The organism is Flavobacterium sp. LC2016-23, from assembly GCF_009674775.1.
Classification (GTDB): domain Bacteria; phylum Bacteroidota; class Bacteroidia; order Flavobacteriales; family Flavobacteriaceae; genus Flavobacterium.
Window position 1 is genome coordinate 53,235 of the sequence record NZ_WKKE01000021.1, and the last position, 16,545, is coordinate 69,779.

Annotated in this window: 12 protein-coding genes; 8 read left to right on the forward strand and 4 right to left on the reverse strand. The window is 34.9% G+C overall.

Features of this window, described 5'->3' with window-relative positions:
• Nucleotides 1–16: 16 nt before the first annotated feature.
• Both GJU43_RS17490 and GJU43_RS17495 read right to left on the reverse strand, forming a co-directional pair.
• On the reverse strand, nucleotides 17–721 hold the full coding sequence (locus GJU43_RS17490) for a LytTR family DNA-binding domain-containing protein (protein WP_154342374.1): 705 nt from the start codon (nucleotides 719–721) through the stop codon (nucleotides 17–19).
• A gap of 1 nt (nucleotide 722) precedes the next feature.
• A complete protein-coding gene (locus GJU43_RS17495) occupies nucleotides 723–1,541 on the reverse strand; it encodes a sensor histidine kinase (RefSeq protein WP_229655077.1) in 819 nt (272 codons plus the stop codon).
• Nucleotides 1,542–1,983: 442 nt separating this feature from the next.
• Between GJU43_RS17495 and GJU43_RS17500 the strand changes: the two genes are divergently transcribed.
• Nucleotides 1,984–2,787 carry a DUF5694 domain-containing protein gene (locus GJU43_RS17500; protein WP_154342378.1) on the forward strand — a complete coding sequence of 268 codons (804 nt, stop codon included), beginning with the start codon at nucleotides 1,984–1,986 and terminating at the stop codon, nucleotides 2,785–2,787.
• A gap of 383 nt (nucleotides 2,788–3,170) precedes the next feature.
• Here GJU43_RS17500 and sucC read toward each other — a convergent pair whose 3' ends face one another.
• A complete protein-coding gene (gene sucC, locus GJU43_RS17505) occupies nucleotides 3,171–4,364 on the reverse strand; it encodes an ADP-forming succinate--CoA ligase subunit beta (protein WP_026986007.1) in 1,194 nt (397 codons plus the stop codon).
• 416 nt (nucleotides 4,365–4,780) lie between these two features.
• Between sucC and gltB the strand changes: the two genes are divergently transcribed.
• From gltB to GJU43_RS17540, 7 genes are all read left to right on the forward strand, one after another.
• A complete protein-coding gene (gltB, locus tag GJU43_RS17510) occupies nucleotides 4,781–9,298 on the forward strand; it encodes a glutamate synthase large subunit (RefSeq protein ID WP_154342380.1) in 4,518 nt (1,505 codons plus the stop codon).
• 177 nt (nucleotides 9,299–9,475) lie between these two features.
• On the forward strand, nucleotides 9,476–10,930 hold the full coding sequence (locus GJU43_RS17515) for a glutamate synthase subunit beta (protein WP_154342382.1): 1,455 nt from the start codon (nucleotides 9,476–9,478) through the stop codon (nucleotides 10,928–10,930).
• 1,227 nt (nucleotides 10,931–12,157) lie between these two features.
• Nucleotides 12,158–13,381 carry a diaminopimelate decarboxylase gene (gene lysA / locus GJU43_RS17520; protein WP_127336861.1) on the forward strand — a complete coding sequence of 408 codons (1,224 nt, stop codon included), beginning with the start codon at nucleotides 12,158–12,160 and terminating at the stop codon, nucleotides 13,379–13,381.
• Nucleotides 13,382–14,027: 646 nt separating this feature from the next.
• Nucleotides 14,028–14,297 carry a hypothetical protein gene (locus GJU43_RS17525; protein WP_154342384.1) on the forward strand — a complete coding sequence of 90 codons (270 nt, stop codon included), beginning with the start codon at nucleotides 14,028–14,030 and terminating at the stop codon, nucleotides 14,295–14,297.
• Nucleotides 14,269–14,964 (forward strand): hypothetical protein, encoded by a 696-nt coding sequence (locus GJU43_RS17530; RefSeq protein WP_154342386.1) that lies wholly within the window; start codon nucleotides 14,269–14,271, stop codon nucleotides 14,962–14,964. The genes GJU43_RS17525 and GJU43_RS17530 overlap by 29 nt, the downstream gene beginning before the upstream one ends.
• A 222-nt stretch (nucleotides 14,965–15,186) precedes the next feature.
• Entirely contained in the window at nucleotides 15,187–15,636 is a 450-nt protein-coding gene (locus GJU43_RS17535) for a hypothetical protein (protein ID WP_154342388.1), read from the forward strand.
• A 26-nt stretch (nucleotides 15,637–15,662) separates the two neighbouring features.
• Nucleotides 15,663–16,010 carry a hypothetical protein gene (locus GJU43_RS17540; protein WP_154342390.1) on the forward strand — a complete coding sequence of 116 codons (348 nt, stop codon included), beginning with the start codon at nucleotides 15,663–15,665 and terminating at the stop codon, nucleotides 16,008–16,010.
• A gap of 87 nt (nucleotides 16,011–16,097) precedes the next feature.
• On the opposite strand, the gene GJU43_RS17545 is transcribed toward GJU43_RS17540, so the two are convergent.
• Nucleotides 16,098–16,541 carry a hypothetical protein gene (locus tag GJU43_RS17545; RefSeq protein WP_154342392.1) on the reverse strand — a complete coding sequence of 148 codons (444 nt, stop codon included), beginning with the start codon at nucleotides 16,539–16,541 and terminating at the stop codon, nucleotides 16,098–16,100.
• Nucleotides 16,542–16,545: the final 4 nt, after the last annotated feature.

Sequence of the window (16,545 nt, forward strand, 5' to 3'; positions counted from 1 at the left end):
AAATTAAATAACCCTCTTATATCTTATTCTGATCTATTCGTTCAAAAAAAGCATCTTTAAAAGTCGCTCCAATGGGTAATTCTTTGGCATTGATGAAAACCGAAAAACTATCTGTAGATTCAATTTGCTTAAAAGCCACCACATACGATTTATGTATTTGGATAAAGTTCTTTTCGGGCAATGATTCAATTACATTTTTTAAAGAAGAATGTGTAATAATCTGTTGCTTTACAGTATGGATACAAACATAATTCTGAAGACTTTCTATATATAAAATCTCGTCTAAAAATAATTTCTGAAATTTATTTTTCCCATCTGTTTTAATAAATATAAAATCAGATGAATTGCTTGTAACATCTTCTGTTTTTAGTTCAGTGTTAAGTTTAGAAACAGCCTGATAAAAACGTTCAAACGCAATTGGTTTGAGCAAATAATCAACAGCATTTAGTTCAAAGCCTTCTAATGCAAAATCCGGATATGCTGTTGTAAAAATAACTTTAATGTCTTTTGAAATAATTCTGGAAAGCTGTAATCCGGTTAATTGAGGCATTTGAATATCCAGAAAAAGAACGTCTACTTTGTTGGAATTTAAAAAGTCCAATGCTTTCAGTGCATCATTAAAAATTCCGATTTCTTCAAGAAAAGAAACTTTTTCCACATAGTTTTTCAAAATACGGGTAGCTGGCGGTTCATCATCCACAATTATACATTTGAGCTTCATTTTATTTTTTTAAAGGGATTTTAAGATACATTTTAAAGGTATTGTTTTCTGCTGTTTTTTCCAGAAGAAATTGATTTTTATAGGCATATTCCAAACGTCTCACAAGATTATCAAAACCTATTCCGGTGGAGTAATAATTTTCTCCTTCAGCAGTATAATTAAAGGTAGAAATTTCTAAAAAACCTGCTTCAATCTGAATGGAAATTATTGCTTTTTTCTCCGGATCATTGAGCTTTCCATGTTTAAAAACGTTTTCTGTAAAATGAATTAAAACTGCGGGTAATATTTTTTCATCTGAATACGCTCCTTCTAGGGTAAAATTTAAATAAAGCTGATCTTCAAATCTCTTTTGCTGCAAATGAATATAATTTTTTATAAACTGGATTTCTTTTGAAAGTATTGCTTCGTCCTTATCTGTCTCAGTAACGACATAACGAAGCAAATCCGAAAGGACTAAAACATCTGAGGCAATCTCGTCGTTTTTACCAAGTAACTGGCTGTAAAAGGAATTTAAGGTATTGAATAAAAAATGCGGACTCAACTGTGATTTCAGCATTTGGAATTCTGCCTTTTTATTCTCTAAAAGTAACTGCTGATTTTGTTTTTGTGTCTCCTGAAACTGAAAAAACAAATAACTTATAGCACTTAGGGTGACAGACGGCAATCCGAAGAAAAAATTATCCCGGATGTAATAGGTTATTTCCCGGCTCTGGACTGCGTAATTATGAATTCCCGTAATTTCAAAAACAACCACTTCCTGCAAAAAATAACGAACTCCTCCGAAAATCAGTAACGAAAACGGAATACTTAATACGTACAAAAAGATCTTTTTCCTATTCAAAAACCAATCGCAAAAAGTATAGAAATTAAAAAGATATACAACGAAAATAGATCCGACAAAACTTAGATTAAACAGAAAATAAAGATTGCTAAAAATGAAATCTAACTTTTTATTGTTCACTCCAAAATCCCACAGGTAAAAAGTAAAGTACAATCCTAGAAAAAGAAAAATATGGTAATAAAATGGAATCTTTGACTTCATGGTTGAGTTATTATTATTTCAAAAATACAATTATGACTTCAAATCAAAACCATATTTATACAAAACCTCTGTTTCCCGGGATGAACTATAAAAAACCGTACACGAAAATTTTCATCCACACAATAGGGCTTTTTATAAACTAAAAAGACCCCTTTATCAAATATCAAAATTACTCCTGAAAAACACTGCTATGTTTGTTCTGAATTTAAAACAAATCATCATGAAAAAAATCGCCTTATTACTAGTCCTTTTTATTGCATTTCATTCTCTTTCAGCTCAATCCAAAAAGAAACAAATTTTATTACTTGGAACCTTCCATTTTGAAAATCCCGGACATGATGTTGCGAAAGTAAACACGTTTAATGTTATGTCTGATAAAAGCCAGAAAGAATTAGAAAACATCACCAATAAAATTAAAAAATTTAGTCCCGATAAAATATTTGTGGAATGGAACTATGAAAGACAAGCTAAACTGGATCAATTCTATGCCAGCAATGCAGATAGTTTACTTCACAAAGATGCCGATGAAATAGTACAGGTAGCTTTAAGGTCGGCTAAAAAATTAGGCCATAAAAAGTTATTCGGAATTGACTACAACAACGCCGATTTTCCTTACGACAGTTTAGTAAAAGGAATGAAAGAAGCCAATCAGCTCGATTTAATCAAAAAGAATCAGGAGATTATGAAACAATACGAAACAGATCAAAATCAAAAAATTGCCAAATATTCTTTAACCGAATTACTTTTGGATATTAATACTCGAAAATCAAATGAACATAATATTAGCTGGTATCTTGAAACAGCTATTAAAGGTGGAAAAACAGACAATTTTATTGGCGCCTATTTAGTTTCGGAATGGTACAGAAGAAACCTTTATATGTATGCTTTAATTCAGAAACTTACTGAAAGCCAAGATGACAAAATAATGGTTTTACTGGGAGCCGGGCATACAGCTATGCTAAGGGAATTTGTTACGCATGATCCTAATTTCGAAATTATAGAACTGGCGACGGTTTTAAAATAACAAACAGAGAATTTAACCGCAAGGCACGCAAAGATTAGACCCTTGTATTGTACTCATAAACGCAAAGTTCGCAAAGCTAGTATGATAAAGCTTTGCGAACTTTGCGTTTTAAAAAGATTACAATTACAAATCTGGTTTTCAAATATAGCCCGCGGTTTCAACCGCGGATACACAATGTGATATGATACAATTTTCTGAGGATCCCCGCGGTTGAAACCGCGGGCTATATTCGCAAATCCTTATGCAGATTGCTTTGCGAACTTTGCGTTTGTATAGACTCCTATAAATAAAAAAACCTTGCGTCCTTTGCGGTTAAGACAACTTTAAAAAAAAATCCCTCCGATATTCGGAAGGATTTTTTATATAATTGATTTCTTATTTGATTAAGATAATGCAGCTTTAACCTGATCAGCAGCTTCCTGAAATTGAACAGCTGATAAAATTGGCATACCTGAATTGTCAATTAATTCTTTTGCAATTTCAGCATTTGTTCCTTGCAAACGAACGATAATTGGCACCTTAATAGCATCACCCATATTTTTGTAAGCGTCAACAACTCCTTGTGCCACACGGTCACAACGAACGATTCCACCAAAAATATTGATCAGAATAGCTTTTACGTTAGGATCTTTTAAAATAATACGGAAAGCCGTTTCAACACGTTTTGCATCAGCAGTTCCACCGACGTCAAGGAAGTTAGCAGGCTCAAAACCAGCATATTTAATTAAATCCATAGTTGCCATTGCAAGACCTGCTCCGTTTACCATACATCCTACAGTACCGTCAAGATCTACATAGTTTAAACCTACTTCTTTAGCTTCCACTTCGATTGGGTTCTCCTCACGGATATCACGCATCTCAGCATATTTTGGTTGTCTGTATAAAGCATTATCATCGATATTTACTTTAGCATCAACAGCCATAATTTTGTTATCTGAAGTTTTCAAAACCGGGTTGATTTCAAACATAGAAGCATCAGAACCAATGTAAGCATTGTACAATGAATCGATGAATTTCACCATTTCTTTGAAAGCATTTCCTGAAAGACCTAAGTTAAAGGCAATTCTTCTTGCCTGAAAACCTTGTAATCCAACAGTAGGATCAACTTCTTCAGTAAAAATTAAGTGTGGTGTGTGCTCAGCAACTTCTTCAATATCCATTCCACCTTCAGTAGAATACATAATCATGTTACGACCAGTAGCTCTATTTAATAAAACAGAAACATAAAATTCAGAAGTTTCACTTTCACCAGGATAGTAAACATCTTCTGCTACTAAAACTTTGTTTACTTTTTTACCTTCAGCAGAAGTCTGAGGTGTAATCAATTGCATTCCGATAATTTGTCCTGCAATTTCTTCAACTTGTTGTAAGTTTTTAGCAAGCTTCACTCCACCACCTTTTCCACGGCCACCTGCGTGAATTTGTGCTTTAATTACGTGCCATCCTGTACCGGTTTCGGCAGTTAATTGTTTTGCAGCAGCTACAGCTTCAACTGCATTGTTAGCCACAATTCCGCGTTGAATGCGTACTCCGTAACTCGCTAAAATTTCTTTTCCTTGATATTCGTGTATGTTCATAATATAGAATTTGTCTGGTTCTGAATTTATTTCAGAATAAAAGTGCGACAAAAATAGCAAAATTCAACTGAATAGTAAAATCTTTTTTCAATTAAAAAATGCCATAAACCGACATTAAACTGTTATTCATTTTCAAAGAAAAGTTATTGTTAAACTATCGATTCTAAAATGTTAACTAAAAACAGCAAAATAGTTTGATATTTAACAAAAACTTCACTAATTTCAAAGCCTTACACGCAATTTCATTTCATATATTACAATGTAAATTGTGATTTTAGCATTTCACAATGCGTTCTGTAATATTATTATCATTTAAGAATCATTTTTCTAATATTACAACAAAAATGTAAGCGAAATTAGATTTTCAATACATTATGTTTAACGAAATCTTTATTTTTGTAGAAAAAATATCAAGAATGAGAGTTAAAGAACAAGGGCTTTATTTGCCTGAATTTGAACACGACAATTGTGGTGCAGGATTTATTTGTAATTTGAATGGTATTAAATCTAATGACATCATTCACAAAGCATTGGACATCTTAATAAAGCTGGAACATCGTGGTGCAGTTAGTTCTGATGGAAGAACTGGAGATGGAGCTGGAATTTTATTTGATATCCCACATGACTTTTTCAAAAAAGTATGTGATTTTGAAATCCCTGAAACACGCGAGTATGCAGTAGGAATGGTTTTTTTACCAAAAAGCAAAAACCAGGTCACTTTTTGCATGAATGCTTTCGAATCAACAATCAAAGACCAGAATTTAAAGGTCTTAGGCTGGAGAGACGTACCCGTTGACGTAGAAAATTTAGGGCAGATTGCCGCAGAAAAAGAACCATCGGTTAAACAGGTTTTTGTTAGCAAAAACGGGCAGGATTTAACGGAACAGGAATTTAATGCAAAACTTTTTGCAGCCAGGAAAATTGCAGAACACGCGATTAGAGGATCAAAAACCTCCGAAAGTCACATGTTTTATTTTACCAGTTTATCGACCACTACTATAATATATAAAGGCTTACTGATGCCGGAAGACATCAGCCGATATTATATCGACTTAAAAGATCCCGATTTAGTGACGCGTCTGGCGTTAGTACACCAGCGTTTCTCTACCAATACTTTCCCTTCATGGGACCTGGCGCAGCCATTCCGATACATGTGTCACAATGGTGAAATCAATACGCTTCGTGGAAACGTAAGCAGAATGCGTGCTCGTGAAGAATTAATGGAGAGCAAAATTTTTGGTGATGATATCAAAAAATTATTTCCGATTATCTTAGAAGGAAAATCAGATTCTGCTTCTATGGACATGGTTATTGAACTTTTATTAATGACCGGCCGTTCATTGCCTGAAGCTATGATGATGGTGGTTCCTGAAGCCTGGGAAAAACACCAGACGATGTCGGCGGAAAAGAAAGCGTTCTACGAATTCAACTCCTGCATCATGGAACCATGGGATGGTCCGGCTTCGATTCCGTTTACAGACGGAAACGTAATTGGTGCCTTACTGGACAGAAACGGATTGCGTCCTTCCCGTTACACGTTGACAAAAAGTGGTTTCGTAATCATGTCATCCGAAATTGGTGTACTGGATATCGAACCGGAAGATGTAATTCAGCATGGTCGTTTAGAACCGGGAAAAATGTTTCTGGTAGATATGAACGAAGGCCGTATTATTGAAGATGAAGAAATAAAAAAAGCAATTGTAACCAAGCGTCCGTACAAAGAATGGGTTGAAGCAAACTTGTTACCGTTAGCTAAAGTTCCTTACACGAACAACCCTGTTCCTGTTGAAAAACTTGATTTTCAAACGAGACAGCGTTTATTCGGTTACACGATCGAAGATTTAAAAACAATTATCAATCCAATGGGATCAGATGGTGCTGAAGCCATCAGTTCTATGGGTAATGATACGCCATTGGCCGTTTTATCAGATCAGCCACAATTATTGTATAACTATTTCAAACAATTATTTGCTCAGGTGACCAATCCTCCTTTGGATGGTATTCGCGAGGAAATCATTACCGACATCAGTTTAGCCATTGGGGGGGATTTTAATATTTTCGAAATTGAAGCAAAACAATGTAAAAAATTAAAAATCCAGAATCCGGTTATCTCTAATGAAGATTTAGATAAAATCAGAAACATTGATCACGAAGATTTCAAATCGGCTACCATTTCTACATTATACAAAATAGAAAAAGGAGTTAACGGTTTGGAGCGTGCGTTGGAGAAATGTGTTCAGGCCACGTTCAAAGCGGTTTCTGAAGGCTGCAATATTATCATCCTTTCAGACAGAGGCGTAAGCGAGCAAATGGCTCCAATCCCAATGTTACTGGCTTGTTCCTATATTCACCACTCTTTAAACATTTTGAAAGTTCGTTCTAAATTCGGAATCATAATCGAATCTGCAGAGCCTCGCGAACCGCATCATTTTGCTTTATTGTTCGGATACGGTGCCAGTGCCATTAATCCATACATGGTAAACGAGATTATTCACGATCAGGTGAATCAGGGATTCATTACAAAAGTGAAAGCCGATTACGCTATTATCAATTATAACAAGGCGATTGCAAAAGGAATCCTTAAAATCATGAACAAAATTGGTATCTCTACTTTACATTCGTACAGAGCTGCCCAAATTTTCGAGATTTTAGGTTTAAATAAAACGTTTACTTCTAAATATTTCCCTTACACGCCTTCCAGAATCGAAGGAATTGGTTTGATAGAAGTAGAAAAAGAAGTAAAGAAACGTTTCCAGAAAGCCTTTCCAAATTCAAAAATCGCGAATTTATTGCCTTTGGAAATCGGTGGTATTTACAGATGGAGAAGAGGCGGTGAAAAACACATGTTCAACCCGACCACGATTTCTAAATTACAACAGGCCGTTCGTCTGAACAGTCCGGAAAGCTATAAAGAATACTCTGACATGGTCAATGAGCAAAGCTCAAACTTAATGACGATCAGAGGTTTATTCGAATTCAATAATTTAGATCCTATTTCTATTGACGAAGTAGAACCATGGACCGAAATTGTGAAGAAATTCAAAACCGGTGCGATGTCTTACGGATCGATCAGTAGAGAAGCCCATGAGAATTTAGCGATTGCCATGAACAGAATTGGCGGAAAAAGTAATTCCGGAGAAGGTGGAGAAGATCCAAAACGTTTCCAGAAAGAAATCAACGGTGATTCCAGAAACAGTGCCATCAAACAAGTAGCATCAGGGCGTTTTGGTGTTTCGATCAACTATTTGACAAACGCAAAAGAAATTCAGATTAAAATGGCTCAGGGTGCTAAACCAGGAGAAGGCGGACAGCTTCCGGGAGAAAAAGTAGTACCATGGATTGCTGAAACCAGAAACTCTACACCTTATGTAGGTTTGATTTCACCTCCGCCTCACCACGATATTTACTCTATTGAGGATTTATCCCAGTTGATTTTCGACTTGAAAAATGCCAATCGTGACGCACGTGTCAACGTGAAATTAGTTTCTGAAGTGGGCGTTGGAACGATTGCTGCCGGTGTTGCCAAAGCAAAAGCTGACGTGATCCTGATTTCAGGTTATGACGGAGGAACCGGTGCTGCACCATTGACTTCTTTGCAACATACAGGTATTCCATGGGAACTTGGTTTAGCCGAAGCACAGCAAACTTTGATCTTAAATGATTTAAGAAGCCGTGTCGTTTTAGAGTGCGACGGACAATTGAAAACCGGTCGTGACGTGGCGATTGCTGCCTTATTAGGTGCTGAAGAATTTGGTTTTGCTACTGCTCCGCTTGTCGCTTCAGGCTGTATCATGATGAGAGCCTGTCACTTAAACACCTGCCCTGTTGGTATTGCGACTCAGGATCCTGAATTGAGAAAAAACTTCAAAGGAACTCCGGAGCACGTCATCAACTTCATGTATTTTATTGCAGAAGAGTTAAGAGGAATCATGGCGCAATTAGGTTTCAGAACTTTGAAAGAAATGGTGGGTCAGTCACAAAAATTAAATGTGAACAAAGCGATCAAACATTACAAAGCCAATGGTTTAGACCTATCATCAATTCTGTACAAACCGGAAAAAGCAAAAACAGTTCCGAACCACAATACAACAGAACAGGATCACAACCTGGAAAACGTTTTGGATTTCGAAATCATCAAAGAAGCGATTCCGTCTATTTACAGAAAAGAAAAAACAAGAGTTACGTTTAAAATTAAAAATACAGACCGTTCTGTAGGGGCCATTTTGAGTAATGAAATCTCAAAGATATATGGCGCACAAGGTTTACCTGAAGACACTATTTTAGTTGATTTTGAAGGTTCTGCCGGACAAAGTTTTGGTGCATTTGCTACCAATGGATTGTCGTTTAAAATTCACGGAAACTGTAATGATTATTTAGGAAAAGGACTTTCAGGAGGAAAATTAATTATCAAAGTACCTCCTACTGCCACCTTCAAACCTGAAGAAAATATCATTATCGGGAACGTTGCCCTTTACGGAGCTATTACCGGAGAGGCGTATATTAATGGAATGGCCGGAGAGCGTTTCTGTGTGAGAAATTCCGGAGCAACTGCGGTTGTCGAGGGAATTGGAGATCACGGATGCGAGTATATGACAGGTGGTACAGTCGTGGTTTTAGGAAAAACAGGAAGAAACTTCGCAGCCGGAATGAGCGGTGGTGTAGCTTACGTGTACGATCCTAAACAACAATTCGATGCAACAGTATGCAACATGGAAATGGTTGCCTTTGATCCTATCGAAGAAGAAGACGTAACCAAACTACGAAAACTGATCAAAAACCACTCTTTGTACACCAACAGTCCATTAGCAAAAAGAATTTTAGCAGACTGGGAAAACCAACAAAACAATTTCGTAAAAGTAATGCCAACTGATTACAAAAAAGCATTACAGCGAATTGCAGAAGAGAAAAAAATAGAAGAATTAATAGCTGGATAAATGATTTTAGATTTTAGAGTTCAGATTTTAGATTGAAATTTAACCTTAAAGCTTTGCGAACTTAAAACTTTCAAAAAAGCAAAAACAGAGACCTTGCGTTCTTTGCGGTTAAAAAAATTGGGATTTGGAATTTTAAAATTGGAATTTAAAACATCATTTAGATTTAATTAAAATGTCATGGGTAAAATAGGCGGATTTAAAGAATATAACAGAGCCGACGAAAGTAATTTAGCAGTAGCAGAACGTGTTTCGAACTACAACGAATTTACCATTCCGTTAGCAGAAGATAAGAAAAAAGAACAAGGTTCAAGATGTATGGATTGTGGTATTCCTTTTTGCCACAGTGCCTGTCCGTTAGGAAATTTAATTCCTGACTTCAACGACATGGTACATCAGGAAGAATGGCAGGGTGCATTGGAGATTTTACAATCTACTAATAACTTTCCGGAATTTACAGGCCGCTTATGCCCTGCACCATGTGAAAAATCATGTGTCTTGGGCATCATCAAAGAACCGGTTGCGATCGAAAACATCGAGAAAAACATCATCGAAAGAGGTTTTGCCGAAGGATGGATCAAACCACAAACACCATTAACCAGAACAGGAAAAACTGTAGCCATTATTGGTTCAGGTCCTGCCGGTCTGGCAGCTGCCCAGCAATTGAACAGAGCCGGTCACACGGTAACTGTTTTTGAAAGAGACAATGCTATTGGAGGTTTATTGCGTTACGGAATTCCGAATTTCAAATTAGAAAAAGGAATTATCGACAGACGTGTAGCTATCCTTGAGGCTGAAGGAATCACTTTCAAAACCAATGTAAATGTGGGTGTTAACTTTAGCGTTGAAGAACTGAATGCTTTCGATTCTATCGTATTGTGCGGAGGAGCAACAGAAAGAAGAAGTTTGCCAACTAAAGGAATCGAAAGCAAAGGCGTTGTTCAGGCAATGGATTTCTTAACACAACAAACCAAAGTTTTATACGGAGAATCCATTCCGGATCAGGTGAAGGCAACCGGAAAAGACGTCATCGTAATTGGTGGTGGAGATACAGGTTCTGACTGCGTTGGAACATCCAACCGACACGGAGCAAAATCAGTAACTAATTTCGAAATTTTACCAAAACCTCCGGTTGGAAGAAGCGAATCAACACCTTGGCCTTTCTGGCCCTTGCAGTTGAAAACGTCCTCTTCTCACGAAGAAGGCTGCGACAGAAACTGGTTAATCAATACAAAAGAATTCTTATCCAATGATAAAGGAGAACTGGTAGGATTAAAAACGGTGGAAGTACAATGGAAAATGACTCCGGGTCAGCGTCCTGAATTAATCGAAAAAGAAGGTTCCGAAAAAATCTGGCCATGCGATTTAGCTTTACTGGCTTTAGGATTTACAGGTCCGGAAAAAACTTTAAGCGAGCAATTAGGACTTGAAATTGATATGAGAAGCAACTATAAAGCTAAAAATTACCAAACCAACGTTCCTCACATCTTCACAGCCGGTGATATGCGAAGAGGGCAATCCTTAATCGTATGGGCAATCTCAGAAGGTCGCGAAGCAGCAAGAGAAGTAGATTTGTTCTTAATGGGCTCTACCAACCTGCCAACTAAAGGAAACGGAGATTTACCGAGTTTGTAATTTTTAGGCTACTAAGAGACTCAAACGCTAAGAGAATAATTTTTTTTCTTTGCATTTTATTTAATCTTTATTGCGATAAACAACATAACTACTAACAAACCCTTGAATATAAATTCAAGGGTTTTGTTTTTTTTTTGCCACAGATTATTTTTTTTTCACCACAACCAGAGCGATACCTAACAGACGAAGCAATTCACGAATTATTCTAATTTCTTTTCTGGCTGTTTCTATTTCAAAACATAACCCGTGGTTTCAACCACAGAAAACAATATATGATTACATCCAATCCGCAACGTTTACCGTGGTTGAAACCACGGACTATGTTTTATACATTTTGTGGAAATCCATAATAAAAATTTGCGAAAATTCGTGACCCGAGCGATAGCTAACAGGCGAAGCAATTCACGAATTATTCTAATTTCTTTTCTGGCTGTTTCTATTTCAAAACATAACCCGTGGTTTCAACTACTGGAAAACAATATATGATTACATCCAATCCGCAACGTTTAACATGGTTGAAACCATGGGCTATGTTTTATGCATTTTGTGGAAAAACAAAATAAAAATTTGTAAAATTCGTGACCCTGGCGATAGCTAAAAGGCGAAGCAATTCACGAATTATTCTAATTTCTTTTCTGGCTGTTTCCATTTCAAAACATAACCCGTGGTTTCAACTACTGGAAAACAATATATGATTACATCCAATCCGCAACGTTTAACGTGGTTGAAACCACGGGAAATGTTTTATGCATTTTGTGGGAAAACAAAATAAAAATTTGTAAAATTCGTGACCCTGGCGATAGCTAAAAGACGAAGCAATTCACGAATTATTCTAATTTCTTTTCTGGCTGTTCCTATTTCAAAACATAACCCGTGGTTTCAACCACGGGGACACAATATCATTACATCCAATCCGCAACGTTTACCGGGGTTGAAACCACAGGAAATGTTTTATGCATTTTGTGGAAATCCAAAATAAAAATTTGCTAAAATTCGTGAAAGTAGTGGCAAAAAAAACAATAAAATATATGCTAATCTTTTAATCTGTGATAAAAACTCAGTAACTTAGAGCCTCAGCACCTTAGAAGCTCAAAAGAGAATTTTATAAAAATTCGAAATAACCGACTTTTTGTTTAAAAACAAACAATTTGTTACAATTTGTTATTTTTCTACAAATAATTTGCTGTTAGTCAAAAGTGTAATAACTTTGCTCAAAATAGTTTAAAAATGCAAGCAAAAGATTTACTGCAGTTAGCAGACCAATTTGGAAGTCCATTATATGTTTATGATGCCGAAAAAATCCAATCACAGTACAACAGGTTAACCAAAGCTTTCTCTAAGGTAGAAAACTTGAGAGTTAATTATGCCATGAAGGCATTGTCTAACGTTGCGATTCTTCAGTTGTTAAAGAACATGGGGTCTGGTTTAGATACTGTATCGATTCAGGAAGTTTTATTAGGACTTCATGCTGGCTATGATCCTGACAAAATCTTTTTTACACCAAACGGAGTTTCTCTCGAAGAAATCGAAGAAGTTGCTGCAATGGGTGTACAAATCAATATTGACAACTTATCTATTCTGGAGCAATTCGGAACAAAATATCCTCAGATTCCGGTATGCATTCGTATCAATCCGCACGTAATGGCGGGTGGAAATGCTAATATTTCGGTAGGACATATCGATAGTAAATTCGGAATTTCGGTACATCAAATACCCCATATTTTGCGAATTGTGGAGAATACAAAAATGAGTATTGTTGGAATTCACATGCACACAGGGTCTGATATTCTTGATATCGAAGTATTCCTGTATGCTGCTGAAATCCTGTTTGATACCGCTAAACATTTTAAAGATTTAGAATTTTTAGATTTCGGAAGTGGATTCAAAGTGCCATACAAAAAAGACGATATCGAAACCGACATCGAAGAATTAGGTAAAAAATTATCCAAAAGATTCAATTCTTTCTGTGCGGAATATGGCAGGGATTTAACGCTGATTTTCGAACCAGGGAAATTTTTGGTGAGTGAAGCAGGTTTCTTCTTAGCCAAAGTAAACGTAGTAAAACAAACAACCTCAACAGTTTTCGCCGGAGTGGACAGTGGTTTCAATCACTTAATCCGTCCGATGTTTTATGGTTCACAGCATTATATCGAAAACATTTCCAATCCAAAAGGAAAAGAGCGTTTTTATTCTGTGGTAGGATACATTTGTGAAACGGATACTTTTGCCAACAACCGCAGAATTTCAGAAATTACTGAAGGTGATATTTTAGCTTTCAGAAACGCCGGAGCCTATTGTTTCTCTATGTCTTCGAACTACAATTCAAGATACAAACCAGCCGAAGTTTTATGGAAAGACGGAAAAGGAATCTTAATTCGTCAACACGAAACATTCGAAGATTTGCTTAAAAATCAAATTCCGTTGCCAGAAGAAGTTGCTGCAACAGTTTAAAATAAAAAAAAGAGAATATTGTTAAGTCCCGTTTCATTTTGAAGCGGGATTTTTTTTATTGTAGATTTCAGACTTTAGATTTTAGATTAAAAAACGTATGTCCGGCTGAGCGAAGTCGAAGCCCACGCAAAGTAACCAAAATGTTTGTCATTTAGACGAAGAAGAAATCTTCGTAAGAAACTCCGCAAAGTAAATCGCCAATCTTTACCTAATACTGGATGCGATTTCTCCTTGCGTCGAAATGACAAACTTTACGCACAACAAACCCGACAGGTTTTTAAAACCTGTCGGGTTTACTAACTCCAAAAATTAGAATTTAATATTTTGAATATTTTCCTCCTTGCCCGGATTCCGGCTATATGTTTTGCTCCGTTCTAGGACACAAGGATCTTCTCCATCCCAGACTCAAATTGTTTTTAAAATAAATTACAGATTTACATTACAAATAATTACTTTTGAAAAGTTTTAATTAGTATATAGATTTAAGGGACTTTCAAATGCAATAGTAGCAATTAAAGGTAATCAACTTGAAAATATAGGTCAAATTTCAGAAATCTTAAATTATTTTGAAGATGAAAATCTTATTAATGAAATTTCAGGAGCGGCATAATTTAAAAATGGCTGGACAATTTTAATAGATGAAGAAATGGTATTTGTCACTAAAGAAGATTTACTTCAAGAATTATCTGAGGAATTAGATACAGAAGTCTTTTCTTTTACAATACAATCTACTTCGGCGACTTATGGCTTCTCCTATTTTAATAAAGATATTTCAAGAGTGTTTTTAGTTCAGGATGGAGATATAATAACAAATGAGGGGGATAAAATGATTCAAGAAAAAGATTTGAGTATTGACAAGAATATTTCCAAAAATGAAATTTTAAAGATTGCCAAAAAAATTAGCATTGATACCTAATTTTTGCAATACCTTATATAAAGTAAATAAAAAAGAAATGGCTCAAGACGATCATTCTAAAATAATTAACAAAGTAGCAAAAGAAAAATTAGGACCTTATGGAATAGTTCAAAAAGGAAAATCACGATTATGGATTGATGATCAAGGTTGGTTTATCATTTTAATAGAATTTCAACCGTTTACCCGGAAAAAAGGGACAACGTTAAATGTCGGAATCAATTTTAATTGGTTGAATAATGAATATTTCTCATTTGACATCGGATATAGACAAGATACAGGTTTTGTAGAATATCAAACCGATAATCAATTTATGAAAGAGGTTGAACTATATTGTGATAAAGCCATCGAAATCATACTTAACTTTAGAAATAATCTTCAAAATAATAATCGAAAAAATTTTATTTTAAATTATACATTTACAAGCGAAAGTTTATGGGGAAATTATCATAAAGGAACAATCTTAGGAATACTTGGCGAAACCACTAAAATGAAAAATCACTTTTCAGCAATTTTAAATGAAGAAGCTCAATTTGATTGGATAAAAAATTTGCAATCACAAGTTAAATTTTTAATTGAAAGTAAGGATTTCATCGTGGAAATTAGAAAAATAATAAATGACTCCAGAAAATCAAAAAAGCTTCCTGAACGAGAAATCAATTTATTGTAAGAGAAATATTTTACCCTAATAGGCATTCAATTTACTAAATACAAATTCAGAATTAACTTATAATTGGTTGGAGACAAACTAAACTTAATATTCCACGAGATAGAATGAAATTTTAGAACCATTTATTACAATAGATTTTTTTGCTCTTTCAAAGCAAATGAATTTAACCAACTAAAATAAAAATCTTATTTTTAGCTTAATAAACCAAACCCCAAAAACAAAATGAAACTTACAATTACCCTATCGCTATTATTCCTCCTATTTACAACAAATATATCCAGCCAGACGATTGCTGATTTAAAACTAAAACCTAAAGAAATCCCAAAAGGTTATACTTTAAGCGACGGTCATATTTGTGTTTCTCCTCAGGCCTGCACTTTTTATACTGATATTGAAACGTACAGCAATATGACGGGAGTCTTAAAAAGCAAAGCGGTTCAAAGTTTCAAAAATAAAACAGATAGCGGTTCTATCATGTATTTTGAATTTGAAAACAGGTTTAAAGGTGATAGACTTCTACAGGGAATGCTTTGGGGAAAAGACGGAGAACCAACAAACGAGCATCCGGAAGAATATCTTGCAGAAGGAAAATTTCTGATCATCTGGAGTTTTCGTCCTAACAGTAAGATCAAAGAAAAATCAGAAGCCAAAATTGATGCGATTTTGCAATAAGTTTTATCGAATTTAAAAAAAACATAATGAAAAACTCATATATTTTTATCCTCCTAATTTTTGCTATATCATCTTGTAGTAAAAAATCAGCACTTAATCCTCTTTTAGGTGACTGGAAAATGAAAGAATTGGTAAATAATGGAAATGTATCTGATAAAACTACTTTTACCGATGATTCGATTATTACTGTAATTGATACTGAGGGAAAATCGATTGAGATAAAAGGAATTTATAAGTTTGATCGAAAAAATAAATCTCTGGAAATTACAACCAGATCTTATAATGTAAATTATAAAATTGTCAGTATAGACGATGATCATATGGATCTGGAGGATGCACAATCAAAAAAGATATTTAAATATATCCGATATTAATATACCCGGTAATTTACTCCTCCAATATATTTTTTTTGGGCACGAGCGGAACTCTCGCTAGGGGGACAATAACAAAAGCCCGAAAATCTAATTACATAAGATTATAAAAACTTTAATACTTCCTTTTTTCATAGTCGTAAAGGCATTTATTTTTCCATTTTCAATTAAAAAATATTCAATAATCTTTTCCCCGTCCTTTAAAACGAAGACTTTTGAAAAGTCTTCGTTTATAAATTCTTTTTTAACTTCCTGTGCTTCATTCGCTACGTGTAGTATTTTTAATTTTGATAAATCTTTAGATTGCATTTCTTTTCTTACCAAAGAAATACTATATTCTATAAATTTATCTGAGTCTTCTTTTTTTGCTGTATTACTTTTGTTTTCACAAATGTATTTTTCCTTTATAGAAGTTATTTCAATGTTTTCATCTTTACATGAAGCAAGAAAATCAAAAATTATTTTTTTCTCCTGACTTTGAATATTACAACTAATAAGGGAAATTATGAGGCACTTAATTATTAGATATTTCATAGTG